At 68.2% G+C, this 13,643-nt stretch carries 11 protein-coding genes; 4 read left to right on the forward strand and 7 right to left on the reverse strand.

The features are described from left to right. Nucleotides 1-136: 136 nt before the first annotated feature. The 4 genes from P3W85_RS29530 to P3W85_RS29545 are packed head-to-tail and all read right to left on the reverse strand — an operon-like array spanning nucleotide 137 to nucleotide 5,322. Nucleotides 137-1,153, reverse strand: a complete 1,017-nt coding sequence (locus P3W85_RS29530) for a potassium-transporting ATPase subunit C (RefSeq protein ID WP_276267362.1) — start codon at nucleotides 1,151-1,153, stop codon at nucleotides 137-139. Between the two features lie 31 nt (nucleotides 1,154-1,184). Continuing rightward, the gene (gene kdpB, locus P3W85_RS29535; RefSeq protein WP_430869645.1) at nucleotides 1,185-3,329 is read right to left on the reverse strand and encodes a potassium-transporting ATPase subunit KdpB; all 2,145 of its coding nucleotides are present in this window, start codon (nucleotides 3,327-3,329) and stop codon (nucleotides 1,185-1,187) included. A gap of 47 nt (nucleotides 3,330-3,376) precedes the next feature. Beyond that, nucleotides 3,377-5,194: a potassium-transporting ATPase subunit KdpA gene (kdpA, locus tag P3W85_RS29540; RefSeq protein ID WP_276267363.1), complete on the reverse strand. Its 1,818-nt coding sequence runs from the start codon at nucleotides 5,192-5,194 to the stop codon at nucleotides 3,377-3,379. 32 nt (nucleotides 5,195-5,226) lie between these two features. Further along, nucleotides 5,227-5,322, reverse strand: coding sequence for a potassium-transporting ATPase subunit F (locus P3W85_RS29545; RefSeq protein ID WP_017227730.1), 96 nt, complete (start codon nucleotides 5,320-5,322; stop codon nucleotides 5,227-5,229). Nucleotides 5,323-5,792: 470 nt separating this feature from the next. On the opposite strand from P3W85_RS29545, the gene P3W85_RS29550 reads away from it, so the two are divergent. Next, entirely contained in the window at nucleotides 5,793-6,218 is a 426-nt protein-coding gene (locus tag P3W85_RS29550; RefSeq protein WP_017227728.1) for a universal stress protein, read from the forward strand. An 18-nt stretch (nucleotides 6,219-6,236) separates the two neighbouring features. Here P3W85_RS29550 and P3W85_RS29555 read toward each other — a convergent pair whose 3' ends face one another. Together P3W85_RS29555 and P3W85_RS29560 are read right to left on the reverse strand one after the other, a co-directional pair. After that, the gene (locus P3W85_RS29555; RefSeq protein ID WP_017227727.1) at nucleotides 6,237-8,204 is read right to left on the reverse strand and encodes an APC family permease; all 1,968 of its coding nucleotides are present in this window, start codon (nucleotides 8,202-8,204) and stop codon (nucleotides 6,237-6,239) included. A 224-nt stretch (nucleotides 8,205-8,428) separates the two neighbouring features. Beyond that, nucleotides 8,429-9,904, reverse strand: a complete 1,476-nt coding sequence (locus P3W85_RS29560) for a PLP-dependent aminotransferase family protein (protein ID WP_276267364.1) — start codon at nucleotides 9,902-9,904, stop codon at nucleotides 8,429-8,431. Between the two features lie 39 nt (nucleotides 9,905-9,943). Here P3W85_RS29560 and P3W85_RS29565 point away from each other — a divergent pair, with 39 nt between their 5' ends. Together P3W85_RS29565 and P3W85_RS29570 are read left to right on the forward strand one after the other, a co-directional pair. Beyond that, entirely contained in the window at nucleotides 9,944-10,738 is a 795-nt protein-coding gene (locus P3W85_RS29565; RefSeq protein ID WP_430869646.1) for a pyridoxamine 5'-phosphate oxidase family protein, read from the forward strand. After that, nucleotides 10,725-11,639, forward strand: coding sequence for a DMT family transporter (locus tag P3W85_RS29570; RefSeq protein ID WP_276267366.1), 915 nt, complete (start codon nucleotides 10,725-10,727; stop codon nucleotides 11,637-11,639). The genes P3W85_RS29565 and P3W85_RS29570 overlap by 14 nt, the downstream gene beginning before the upstream one ends. A 39-nt stretch (nucleotides 11,640-11,678) precedes the next feature. On the opposite strand, the gene P3W85_RS29575 is transcribed toward P3W85_RS29570, so the two are convergent. Then, a complete protein-coding gene (locus P3W85_RS29575) occupies nucleotides 11,679-12,515 on the reverse strand; it encodes an inositol monophosphatase family protein (RefSeq protein WP_276267367.1) in 837 nt (278 codons plus the stop codon). A gap of 137 nt (nucleotides 12,516-12,652) precedes the next feature. Here P3W85_RS29575 and P3W85_RS29580 point away from each other — a divergent pair, with 137 nt between their 5' ends. Continuing rightward, a complete protein-coding gene (locus P3W85_RS29580; protein WP_276267368.1) occupies nucleotides 12,653-13,639 on the forward strand; it encodes an RNA methyltransferase in 987 nt (328 codons plus the stop codon). The last annotated feature ends 4 nt before the right edge of the window (nucleotides 13,640-13,643 follow it).

Raw genomic sequence — 13,643 nt, forward strand, 5'->3', positions numbered from 1 at the left:
GGGGCCGTGAGCCCGGGCAAGGCCGCCGGCGCGCCATGCAAAACGAGAGGGCGGCAGCGCATTTTCGCGTGCGCCTCCCCATTGATGGCGGCCCCGGTATCCGCGGGCCGCCCCGACGTGCATGCGGCGCTAGTGGCTAGGCCGGCGCGCCGTAGCGCTTGCGTAGTTCGAGGTTGATGGCCAGGACATTGACCATGGGCTCTCCGGCCAGGCCGCCAAGTGGCGCCGTTGCCCGCTGCCGCAGCAGGTCTGCGATCTCCTGCCGCACCTGGCCGGCGTCGCGCCTGGTGTCGCGCGCCCAGGCGGCCGCGACGCGGTCGAGCTGGAACAAGGCGTTGGCCAGCGTGATGTCGGGGTCAAGGCCGGAGCCGGAGGCGGTGACCATGTCGGCCGGTACCGGCGCGAGGTCGGCCTGCGGATGTTCCTGGCGCCACATGTCGAAGAAGACCGACTGGATGTCGGCACCTTCCCGCACGGCCTCGACCGTGCTCATGGCCTTGCCATCGGCGCCGGTATGGGAGACATCGGCCGGGAACATGCCGGGCCGCGTCACGGAGAAGGCGACGAAGAAGGGCACGGCCAGGTCGGCCGCCTTGGGTTGCGGCGTGCCCGGGTTGTCCTTGATCCACGCGGCCACCTGTTGCGGGCTGCCTTTGGCCCAGGCGTCGACATACGCGGCATGCGCCGGGCTGGCATTGACCCAGGCCTGTGCCAGGCCACTGTGTGCCTGCGCCCATTGCGCCACCAGGTGGGGCTGCCCCTGGTAGCGGTCGGCCTGGAACCAGCGCTCCACGTCCGGCCCGGCCGCCTGTCCTTGCCGCGGTCCGCCGCCATAGCGCGCGACCGGTGCGATGGCCCGCGCCACGCGGTCGCGCAGCGCGTAGTTGCTGGGCGCCAGCGACGACGAGCCCGAGGCCGAGGCGTCGTATGACACCGCCGAGGGGCGTGGCTGGAAGTATTCGTCCTTGCTGAACGGCTGCGCGATCAGCAGCGAGCCGACCGGCTTGCCATCGGGGCCGGCGACCATGCTGCCGTTGGCCTGGAAGGGGAAGACGGTCTGGCCCACGAGCCATAGCACGGCGGGGTAGATGCCGCAGACCACCACCACCACGCTGACCAGCAGCCACAGGCTTTTGCCGATATGACGAAACATGGCTATCTCCTCGTTCGCGCAGCGGGCCGCCTCAGGCCGCCAGCCGCAGCCCCACCAGCAGCAGGTCGATCAGCTTGATGCCGATGAACGGCACCACCACGCCGCCCAGCCCCCATACCAGCAGATTGCGGCGCAGCAGGGCGTCCGCGCCGAGCGGCCGGTAGGTGACGCCCTTGAGCGCGATCGGGATCAGCATCGGGATGATGAGCGCGTTGAAGATCACCGCCGACAGGATGGCCGAGGTGGGCGAATGCAGTTGCATCACGTCCATCGCCTTGAGCCACGGCAGCGTGCCGGCGAACAGCGCCGGCACGATGGCGAAGTACTTGGCCACGTCGTTGGCGATCGAGAAGGTGGTCAGCGCGCCGCGCGTCATCAGCAACTGCTTGCCGATTTCCACCACCTCGATCAGCTTGGTCGGGTCGCTGTCGAGGTCGACCATATTGCCGGCCTCCTTGGCTGCCTGTGTGCCGGAATTCATGGCCAGGCCGACGTCCGCCTGCGCCAGGGCCGGCGCGTCGTTGGTACCGTCGCCCATCATCGCGACCAGCTTGCCTTCGGCCTGTTCGCGCCGCAGATAGACGAGCTTGGCTTCGGGGGTGGCCTCGGCGATATATTCATCCACCCCGGCCTGGTCGGCGATGGTGGCGGCGGTCAGTGCGTTGTCGCCGGTGACCATCACGGTATGCAGCCCCATCTTGCGCAGATGCAGGATGCGCGCGCGGATGCCTTCCTTGAGCACGTCCTCCAGCACCACCACGCCGACGATGGCGTTGCCGGTGGCCACCGCCAGCGGCGTGGCGCCCTTGCCGCCCACCAGCTTGAGCATGGCTGCCAGCTCCGGCGGCACCGTGCCGCCGAGCCGGCCGACGTGGGCGATGATGGCATCCGGCGCCCCCTTGCGCAGGATCCGCCCGTCCGGCAGGTCGAGGCCGCTCATGCGGGTCTGCGCCGTGAACGGCACGACGATGGCACCACCGGGAGGCGCCATGGCCTTGTCCCCCATGGCGGCGGTGACGATGCTCTTGCCCTCGGGCGTCTGGTCGCCCGCCGACGCCAGCGCGGCCAGTTGCTGCAGGTCTGCCTCGGTATAGGTAAGCATCGGCAGGAACTGGGTGGCGCGCCGGTTGCCCACCGTGATGGTGCCGGTCTTGTCCAGCACCACGGTGTCGATATCGCCAGCCACCTCGACCGCCTTGCCGCTCTTGGCGATGATGTTGGCGCGCAGCGCCCGGTCCATGCCGGCGATGCCGATGGCGGCCAGCAGGGCGCCGATGGTGGTCGGGATCAGGCACACCAGCAGCGCTACCAGGGTCGGGATATCGGTGCCCAGGCTCTTGATTGGCGTGGCCAGCCCGAGGTAGGACGTCATGTACTGCTCGGCGTTCAGCGCCATCGGCCACAGCGGCACCACCACGATCAGGAAGATCAGCGTGAAGGCGGACAGCACCAGGGCCAGGGCGATCTCGTTGGGCGTGCGTTGCCGCACCGCGCCTTCCACCAGGCTGATCATGTGATCGATGAAGGTGTCGCCGGCGCGTGCGGTGATGCGGATGATGATCTGGTCCGAGATCACCATGGTGCCGCCGGTCACACCGGAGCGATCGCCGCCAAATTCCCGGATCACCGGCGCGGATTCGCCGGTGATCGCGGATTCGTCCACCGCCGCTGCCCCTTGCACCACTTCGCCATCGCTGGGGATGATCTCCCAGGCTTTGACGATGACCAGGTCGCCCGGCACCAGCTTGTTCGAGGAAACCGTCTCGACGCTGTCGCCATGGAGGCGACAGGCAAGCGTGTCCTGCCGCGTGCGCCGCATCGACTCCGCCTGCGCCTTGCCGCGCTCCTCAGCGATGGCGGTGGCGAAGTTGGCGAACAGCACCGTGGCCCACAGCCAGGCGTCAAGCGCGAGGAAGTAAGTCAGAGGCGTCTGGCTCACGGCCCTGCCCAGCGCCAGCTGCACCGTGTAGAACAGGGTCAGCAACGCGCCGAGTTCCACCACGAACATCACCGGGTTTTTCCATTGCACGTCGGGCCTCAGCGCCAGCACGGCCTGCCACATGGCGGTACGCACCAGCGGCCAGGGGAAGAGCGCGTGCGGCATCAGGCTGCGCGGGGGCTTCAGCCCGGTGGGCAAACCGCCAACCGCATCGTGGGGTGTCTTGAGGCTGACCATGACAGGGTTCCTTCGATAGCTGCATCACCGGACTTCACGTGCCCTGGCTATCCGCCGAAGGGGATCGGTCCGAGGTACTCGGCCAGCGGCCCCAGCGCGGCCACCGGCAGGAACAGCAGCGCGCCGACGATGACGATCGTGCCCAGCAGCAGCAGGCCGAAGGTCAGGGTGTTGTCGCGCATGGTGCCAAGGGTTGCCGGCGCGCTCTTCTTGCGGCCGAGGAAAACCGCCATGGCGATCGGCGCGATGATGGGCAGGTAGCGGCTGAACAGCATCACCAGCCCGGTCGATACATCCCACTGCACCGCGGACGGCGGCGGGGTGGGGTTGGCGTTGGGCCCGTAGCTGACGGCCAGGCCGTCAAAGGCCGAACCGTTATTGGCCGAGGCCGACGAGAACTGGTAGGTGATCTCGGTGAAGCCATGCGGGCCGGCGTTGGCCTCCGCCTTGGTGCCCCAGTCGGTCGCCGAGAAAATGCCGGTGGGGCCGAGGATCAGGATCGGGTGGATCAGCAGCGCGATCATGGCCAGTTTCATCTCGCGCGCGCCGACCTTGCGCCCGAGGTACTCCGGTGTGCGGCCCACCATCTGCCCGGCCAGGAAGACGCCCACGATCAGGAACAGCAGCAGGTTGATCATGCCCACGCCCTTGCCGCCGAACACGCAGTTGATCCACATGCCGATCAGCGGCGACAGCCCCGCCAGCGGATGCAGGCTGTCGTGCTCCGCGTTGACGGCGCCGCAGGTCACGTCGGTGGTGATGGCCGCGAAGGTGGCGCCGGCGGAGGTGCCGAAGCGCAGTTCCTTGCCTTCCAGGTTGCCCAGGTGCTGGTCCACCGGCAACGCCGGCTGCGCGGGTATCGTCAATACGGCAGGCATGCCCGCCACCGCGCCGCCCGGCATCGGGTAGTTGCGCGCAACCGGATGGGCCGTCAGCGCGGGATTGGGCTGCAGCGTGTCCCAGTAGATGGCCCAGCCGATCAGGCCGACCATCATGGTCAGCATTACGCAGTAGATCACCACCGCATGGCGCAGCCGCCTGAGCATGCGCCCGTACATCAGCACCAGCGCGAAGGGAAACACCATCATGGCAACCGTGGTCAGCACATTGCTCGCCGCCGTGGGGTTCTCGAACGGATGGGCGGCGTTCATGCCGTAGAAGCCACCGCCATTGGTGCCGAGCATCTTGATCGGTATCACTGCCGCGATCGGGCCGACGATGATGGTCTGCGCCTTGGGCTGGCCGTTGTCGGCCATGCCCATTGCGCCGGCTTCCAGCGTGGCCACCGCATGCGCGCTCTGGTAGGTCATGGGGGTGCCCTGCTGGATGAAGATCACCCCGCACACCAGCGCGGCCGGCACGAACATATAGATCACCACCCGCCACATGTCGACGAAGAAGTTGCCGATGGCGGCCTCGCCGCGCAGCGCGCGGATGATGGCGGTCAGCGCGCACAGTCCCACCGCCGCCGACAGGAACATATTCGGCAGGATGAAGAAGATCTGGCTGAAGTTGGAGAGATGCTGGTCGCCCGAGTAATGCTGCAGGTTGGTATTGGTGATGAAGGAGATGACCGTGTTGAAGATCGTCGATGGCGCCAGCATGCCGCGCCCCAGGGGGTTGAGCGGCGCGACCGGCTGCAGGGCGAGCACGGCGTAGCCATAGACGAAGAGCAGGCCGTTGAATACCAGCAGGGCGACCGTGTATTGCTTCCAGTCCTGCGGCCCGCTGTCCAGGCGCGCTTCGAGCCAGCGCAGTCCCGGCAGCGGCCGGTACTTGCCGTCCATGATCCATGCCATGTACCGGCTCAAAGGGATGGAGACGGCGATGGCCAGGGCCAGGATGAGTAGAGGCAGGATCCACATAGGGGCACCCCGGAAAAGTCAGATTCAGGCCGCTAGAACCACTCCGGCCGGATCAGGGCCAGCACCAGGTACACGAAGACAAACAGGGACAAGCCCGCGGCAAGCCAGGTCACGATGGTCACTCCCATGCAATCAAGCGGCTCAAATGCGCTCGCAGCCAAGCAGGAACAATCCGCACAGGCCCATGCCGGCGAGGCCCAGCACGAACAGCAGCGGCAACCAGAGGAATAGATTCACGTCGGTGCTCCCCGCATCACCCCGGGCGCCGTGCCTGGCTGTTCGATGGCCGGCACGGTTGCGGCCCTGCGACTGTCTTAGCTATAGAGGAGCCGGCGGCATCATTGGATAAAGATGCGCGGGAAGGGTGTCAAATCCGTATAAACGCCCGGCGGCGGGGCGCTACGCGAAGCGCCTTGCCCGAGGGCGGACGAGGTGGCGGCGGCCAAGGATTCCGACGCTATCCCTACGGGTTCGCGATGCGCCGGCCGATCTCTTTACACAATCTTTGCACGGCCGGTTCTATACAGATTCCAGGGGGCCGAAAGCGATAGAAACAGCAAGCAAGGGCTCAGGTTCGAGCGTGGAGAAGGAGATTGAAATGCTCAGAGTTCTGGTACCCGTCAACGGCTCCGCGCACGCGCTCGATGCGGTGCGCCACGCCGCCTTCATGTTCCGGGACCACTGTGTCTCGGAGGTGCTATTGCTCAACGTCCAGCCACCGCTGGAATTCGGCCGCGCGTCGGCCTATCACTCGCTGGCGGCGTTGCGCAAGCTGGAGGAGTCGAGCGGCGAGGCGGCGCTGCGCCCCGCGCGCCGCATCCTGGACGATGCCGGCGCCAGGTACGTGGCGCAGATCAAGGTCGGCGACATTGCGGAAACGATCGCACAGACGGCCGCGGCCAACCAGTGCGATGCCATCGTGATGGGCACCGCCGCACGCACCGCGGTCGGGGAACTGCTGGCCGGCCGGCTGGCGCACAGGCTGATCCGCTTGTCGCATGTGCCGGTCACCCTGGTCAGGTAGATCGGGCAGGTTGCGCGATCACGGCACATTCATCGGCAGCAGCACCATCTGCTTGCCTTGCAGGTGCAGCCGCGCCTGCAGCTCGCCGGGCGTCTGGTTATGCAGCCATGAGGTAAGGAAGTTCACGTGCTGGAAGATCAGCTTGCTGGCGAAGCAGACGCTGTTCGGGTACTCGGCCGTTACCGTGTCGACCAGCTTCATGAACTCGCGCACCGGGTTGGTGCCGAACGCCGCGCGGGATTCGGCCGCCAGGCCGTGGCGCTGGCAGTTGGCCACGTAGTATTGCAGCGACTCGCCGATCGCGTGCTGCAGGCGGTGCAGTGTTTCCTGGCCCTCGTAGCTCTGGGCATCGACTTCGCCCACCGCCAGGAAAACCACGTTCTTGAAGTGCCCGGGAAACAGCCGCTCGACCCACAGCAGGGCATGCATGCTGACGCCGCGGTGCTTGCCCACCAGCACGATGGCGGTGGGCAGGTTGCGGTCGAGCGGCCGCACGCGGCCGGTATCGACCAGCGGCGGGCTGCCGGCGAAGAGCGCATCGGCCCGCGCCAGCTCGGCACGCGTGGCGGTGTAGTGCCGCTTGACCAGGACACACAGCCCGATCACCAGGCCGGTCACCAGCACCGTCAGCCAGCCGCCGGCGGTGAATTTCTCCACCAGCGTGATGACCAGCACCGTGGAGGTGACCGACAGGCCGAGCAGGGACAGCCCAAAGCGCACGATCCAGCGGCGCTCGCCGCGATGGCGCCACCAGTAGATGCACAAGCCCAGCAGCGACATGCTGAAGGTCAGGAACACATTGATGCTGTAGAGCACCACCAGCACCGCCACCTGGCCGCGCGTCCACAGCAGGATCAGCAGGCTGGCCACGCCCATCACGATGACGCCGTTCTGCCGCACCAGCCTGGCCGAAAGATCGCGGAAATGACGCGGCACCCAGTAGTCCGCCGCCATATTGGACAGCACCGCCGGGCCGTCGAGAAAGCCGGTCTGCGCGCCCACCAGCAGCAATCCGGCCTCGGAGGCCAGCACCACGGCGAGCAGGGCATGGCGGGACAGTTCGGAGCCCAGGCCGAGATGGCCGATGATACGGTTGAAGACCACCGCGTTCAGGGTTTGCCCTTCCACCGGCGTGGCGTTCCACAGCATGTACAGCAGGATGATGCCGCCGGCGGTGAAGGCCAGCGAACTCGCCATATAGAACATCGTCCACTTGCCGTTCGGCACGCGCGGCTCGGCCAGCATGTTCACGTTGTTCGAGACCGCTTCCAGGCCGGTGTAGGTGCCGCCGCCCAGCGAGAAGGCGCGCATCAGCAGCGCCGCCACCGCGACCGGTCCCATGGCCTGCGACAGGCTGGAAGCCTCCCCGACCGCGCCCGGCACCACTGAGGCAAGATGATCGCCGTGCACGAAGATCCCGTACAGGATCAGCCCCAGGTGCAAGACCACGAAGGCGAGGAAGATCGGCATCAGGACCAGGATGGATTCCTTCATCCCGCGGAAATTGAGCGCCGTCATCATGATCACGACCACCAGTTCCGTCGCCAGTTTGAAGGCTTGCGCTTCCACGGGCAGCAGGCTGAAGAACGCGTCTATGCCGCTGGCCAGCGACGTTGCCACGGTCAGCACATAGTCGACCAGCAACGCCGCGCCCGACACCAGCCCGGGACGCGGCCCGAGCAAGGCCGTGGCCACCCGGTAGCCGCCGCCGCCGGTGGGAAAGAGCTCAATGACCTGGTTATAGCCGACCGCGATGATAAAGACCGTGCTCGCGGTGGCAACGGCAAGGAACAGCGCCAGCGGCGTGTGAGCGCCAAGTGCCAGGAACGCCTCCTCTGGCCCGTAGCATGAGGACGATAACCCGTCGGCCCCGAGGCCGACCCACGCCAGCACCGGCATCACGGCAATCGCATGGCGGGTGCCCGGCGCCAGCGGATCGAGGGGCTTGCCGGCGAGGAGCTTCCACCACTTCGATAGTGCCGCCATCTTCGCCACCCAGGAAACTATTGCGGCGCAGCATCCAAAGCGCAGCGCCCGGCCCCGTGGCCAGCGGCGTTGCGGCGCGCGCCGGCGCAGGGGGATTGGAAGTCCCATGGGAATAATGTAGATGGCAGGCTGGCCGACCGCCAAGGACGGCGTAGATGCCGTGGTGCGCTGCCGGAGCCGGGCGAGGCTGCGCGTGCGCGGCGTGCCACCGCCGCCAGCCCTGCCTATGCTGCCGGTCCTTGCTGCAGCGAGGCGATGACGCTGGCCAGCCGCGCGATCAGCCCGTCGATGGCGCTGGCCGGTACGCCGGCGTAGCCGAAGACGAAGCCGTTGTACTGCTCCAGCGGGGTGCCGGGCAGGCGGTAGGTGCTCAGCGGCCGCACGATCAATCCCTGTTCGCGCGCCGCGCGGCTGACCAGGGTATCGGCAAGCGGCAACGCCAGCCGGGCGGACAGGTGCATGCCGCCGGCGCTGCCCGATACCGTCACGCTGCCGCGCAGGTGGCGTTCCAGCGCCGCTTGCAGGGCGTCGCGGCGCTGGCTGTAGCGCTGGCGCATGCGGCGCAGGTGCCGGGCGAACTGGCCGCTGTCGATGAAGTCGGCCAGTGCGACCTGCTCGGCCACATGGCCGCGCCTGGATAGCTCGCCCAGGGTGCCGGCGACGGCGGTGGCCAGGCAGCGCGGCACCACCATGAAGCCCAGGCGCAGGGCCGGGAACATCGTCTTGCTGAAGGTGCCGAGGTAGATCACGGGCGCGTCTTCGCTGAGCCCTTGCACGGCAGACAGCGGCACGCCGTCGCGGCGGAATTCGCTGTCGTAGTCATCCTCGATGATCCAGGCGCCGGCGGCGCGCGCGTCTTCGATGAGCTTGAGGCGCCGTTCCAGGCTGAGGATGGAGCCCAGCGGATACTGATGGGAAGGGGTGATGTAGATCAGCCGGGGCGGGGCGTCGCGCCATTGCCCGGGGCGCGGCGCCAGGCCGTCGGCGTCCACCGGCACCGGCTCCAGCTTCAGCCCGGCCGACTGGAAGGCGGCGCGCGCGCCGCCGTAGCCGGGGTTTTCCACCCACGCGGTGTCGCCGGCGTCGGCCAGCATGCGCGCGCACAGGTCCAGGCTGGTCTGGGTGCCGTCGGTAATGAAGACCTGGTCCATCTCGCAGCGGACCCCGCGCGACACCTTCAGGTATTCGGCGATGGCATGGCGCAGCGCGGGCTGGCCTTCGATCCTGCCGTAGCCGAGGTGGCGAGGTCCCATCTGGCGCCAGGCGCGTTCCACGCAGCGCCGCCATGCCGCCAGCGGGAAGCCCTCCAGGTCGGGCACACCGGGCACGAAGGGCAGCAGGTCGTGCATGCCATCGCGGTCGCGCTGCAGCCCGCCCACGCGGCGCGACAGCTCGGCGACGCGCCCGGGCTCGCCCGCGCTATGGCCGGCACGTGCCAGGCCCACCCGCGCCACCGTGGTGCCATGCCGGGTAGGCGCGACGAAGCCCTCCGCGGTCAGGCGTTCGTAGGCGTAGATCACGGAGTTGCGGGCCATGCCGAGTTCGGCCGCCAGCGTGCGGGTGGCAGTCAGCTGGCTGCCCTGGGCAATCCTGCCATCGAGGATGGCGCTGCGCAGGCATTCGTACAGCAAGCGCTGCCGGGTGAGCTTGCGCCCGTCGAGCTGCCGCGTGTAGGTCGAGACCAGCAGGCCATAGTCCATTTGGTGGTTCCAGGTTTTGCGTTATTCATGGGTCTAGTCATGGTGCCACGAAAACCCTATCGTAGCTGCATCGCCGGACGCGCAGCGCTGCCACGCTGCGCTGGCGGAACCCGCCGCACAACCGCAACCATGGAGCCCAGGATGAACCACAAGCCGATGCCGCCGAGCGACCGTACCCGTTTGCGCCGCGTTGCCGAGCGCGGCCACTACGATCGCGCCACGCTGCACGCGATCATCGACGCCGCCTATCTTTGCCATCTCGCCTTCACCGACGACAACGGCACCCATTGCATTCCCACCGCGTGCTGGCGCGAGGGCGAGCATCTCTATATCCATGGCTCCAACGGCAGCCGCATGCTGAAGCTGGCCGCCACCGGCAGCCAGGTCTGCGTGTGCGTGACGCACCTGGACGGCCTGGTGATGGCGCGCTCGGCCTTCCATCATTCGATGAACTACCGCTCGGCGGTGATCTACGGCAGCTTCGAAGTCGTCGTCGGCGCGGCCAAGGCGGCAGCGCTGGATGCGTTCCTGGAGCACATCGCCCCGGGACGCTCCGCGCAGGCGCGCCCGGGCGACGCCAATGAACTGGCTGCCACCACGGTGCTGCGCATCGGGCTGGAGGAGGCCTCGGCCAAGATCCGCAGCGGCGGTCCCAAGGACGACGAGGATGATCTTGCACTGCCGGTGTGGGCTGGCGTGCTGCCGCTGGCCTTGTGCGCGCGGCCGCCGGTGCCGGACGGGGAGCAGGCGGGCGAGCCGGCCTATGTGAGCCACTGGAGGGAGGGTGCTCCCGCGCCGGCGGTGCGGGCCGGCTCCGGCCATGGCCAGCGCTGACCTGTCCCGCCGCGAGGCCGCGCTCCTGCTGGGCGTGGTGGTGGTGGCCTGGGGCATCAACTGGCCGGTCGGCAAGGCCTTGCTGCACTACCTCAGTCCATTGTGGGCCACCACGCTGCGCTCGGCGGTCGGTACCGCCGCGCTGCTCGCGATCTGCGTGGCGCGCGGGCGCCTGATCCTGCCGCGCCGCGGCGACATGCCAGTGGTGCTGTGCGTCGGCCTGCTGCATATGACGGCCTTTTCGCTGCTGGTCAGCGTGGGACTGCAAACCGTGCCGGCGGCGCGCTCGGTGGTGCTGGCCTACACCACGCCGCTGTGGGTGGTGCCGGGCGCTTTCCTGCTGCTGCGCGAACCGCTCACGCGCGCCCGCGCGGCAGGCGTGATGCTAGGCCTTGCCGGGCTGGCGCTGATCTTCAATCCGCTGGCATTCGACTGGCACGACCGCGCCGCCTTGCTGGGCAACGGCCTGGTGCTGGCGGCGGCGCTGTGCTGGGCCGCCAGCATCCTTTACGTGCGCGCCCATCGATGGGTGTCGCCGCCGTTCGAGCTGACGTTCTGGCAGGCCTTGCTGGCGACTTGCGTGCTGGGCGTGCTGGCGCTGCGCCAGGAGGGGCCGCCGCAGTTGCGGCCGGAACCGGCATTCTGGCTCCTGCTGCTGTATGGCGGCGTGTTCGGCATCGCGCTGGCTTACTGGGCGCTGACCACGGTCAACCGTGCGCTGCCTGCCATGGCGACGTCGCTGGGGCTGCTCGGCGTGCCGGTGTTCGGCAGCCTGTGTTCGGCGCTGGCGCTGGGCGAGCCGCTGGGGCCGCCGTTGCTGGGCGCGATGGTGCTGATTGTCGGGGGCGTGGCGCTCGGCACCTGGAAGGGCCCGGGAGCGCAGCCGGCCGGGCGGCGCTGAGCCGGAGCGCGGCGGGGGGGGCCGCGCTGCCGGCTGCCTTTAGATGGCGGGCCTAGAGAGGACAGGCTTGGCGTTGTCCAGCGAGAACGGCGACAGCAGGCGCACCATCTGCGCGAACGCCTTGGGGTTGCCGGCCAGCACTTCGCCCTGTTCCAGCTGGCGGGCTTCGCCGGCATAGTTGCCGACCAGGCCGCCGGCCTCGGTCACCAGCAGCATGCCTGCCGCCATATCCCACGGCTTCAGCCCTTGCTCGAAGAAGCCGTCGGTGCGGCCGCAGGCCACATAGGCCAGGTCGAGCGCGGCCGAGCCCGGGCGGCGCAGGCCGGCGCAGCTTTGCGTCATCAGGGCGAACAGTTCCATGTACTGGTCCAGGCCGGCCATGTCGCGGTAGGGGAAGCCGGTGCCGATCAGGCAGTCGGCCAGCTTGTCGCGGCGCGACACGCGGATGCGGCGGTTGTTCAGGAACGCACCGGCGCCCTTGCTGGCAGTGAAGAGTTCGTCACGCGTGGGATCGTAGACCACCGCCTGCGCCGGCACGCCCTTGTGCAACTGGGCGATCGAGACGGCATACTGGGGAAAGCCGTGGATGAAGTTGGTGGTGCCGTCGAGCGGGTCGATCACCCAGACGTATTCGCTGGCGGCTTCTTCGCCCTCGGCCCAGGACTGGCCGGACTCTTCCGCTAGAATGGCGTGTTCCGGGTAGGCCGTGCGGATGATTTCGATGATCGCGGCCTCGGCGGCGCGGTCGACTTCGGTGACGAAATCGTTGTGCTGCTTGCGGGAGACATGGACCCGGTCGACGTCCATCGACGCGCGGTTGATGACGGAACCTGCCTTGCGGGCCGCCTTGACGGCGATATTTAGCATCGGATGCATGAATCTCTCCAGGCCGGCCAGGGGTGCGCGGCCTGGCGCAAAAGGCCGGCGCGCTGCCCCCCGGGGCGGCTGACAACACAACGGATTGTAGAAGAACGGGCGCGTCGCGATCGTGCAAAACGGGCGGCGCACCGAAGATGAAGCCTGAATTGTATATGAACCCGCAGAACCAGACGAGCACGGCTGCCGGCGGCGCCGTTGCCGGCACCACAGATCCCCGCTCCGGAACCGAGCCTATTCCACCAGGCAGAACGCAATCCGGGCTGCCGGCATCCGGTGCAGCGTTGGATGCATTTTCCGGGTCACCCGTTGCATTTGCCGCCGTGCGCTTCGTGCTGGTGGAAACCAGCCATCCGGGCAATGTCGGCGCAGTCGCGCGGGCCATGAAGACCATGGGCTTCGGCACCGTGCCGGGCAGCCTGGTGCTGGTGTCGCCACGCGAACCGGCGGTGCGTACGCATCCCGACGCGGTTGCCATGGCCAGCGGCGCGGACGATGTGCTGGCGGGCGCGGTGATCGTCGAGGATATCGAGAGCGCACTCGCCGGCACCGCCTACGCCGTGGCGCTGACCGCGCGGCAGCGCGAGTTCGGGCCGCCGCGCCTGTTGCCGCGCGACGCGGTCGCGCAGGCCGCCGGCCGCATCGCCGCCCGCCATGCCGCCGATCCCGCTGCCTGCGGCGCCCATATTGCCTTCGTCTTCGGCAACGAGCGCTTCGGCCTGCCCAACGACGCGGTGGATCGCTGCTCGGCGGTTACCCATATTCCGGCCAACCCGGCCTATACCTCGCTGAATCTTGCCCAGGCGGTGCAACTGGTGGCCTACGAGATGCGTCTCGCGCTGCTGGAGGTGAGGGCCACGCCGCTCGCCGAGATCGGCTATGCTGATGAACCGGCCACCGCCGAGCAGGTCGAGGCCATGTTCGGCCACCTGCAGGCGGGGCTGGAGGCGATTGGCTTCCTCGATCCTGCCAGCCCCAAGAAGCTGATGCCGCGCCTGCGCAGGCTGCTGGCGCGCAGCGGACTGGAGCGCGAGGAAGTCAATATCCTGCGCGGCATCGCCAAGCACATGCTGGCGGCCGCGCAAGGATCCGGCGCCCGCGCGCCAACCAAACAGGAGAAGTGAGCAG

Source organism: Cupriavidus basilensis (genome assembly GCF_029335485.1).
Lineage (GTDB): Bacteria > Pseudomonadota > Gammaproteobacteria > Burkholderiales > Burkholderiaceae > Cupriavidus > Cupriavidus basilensis_E.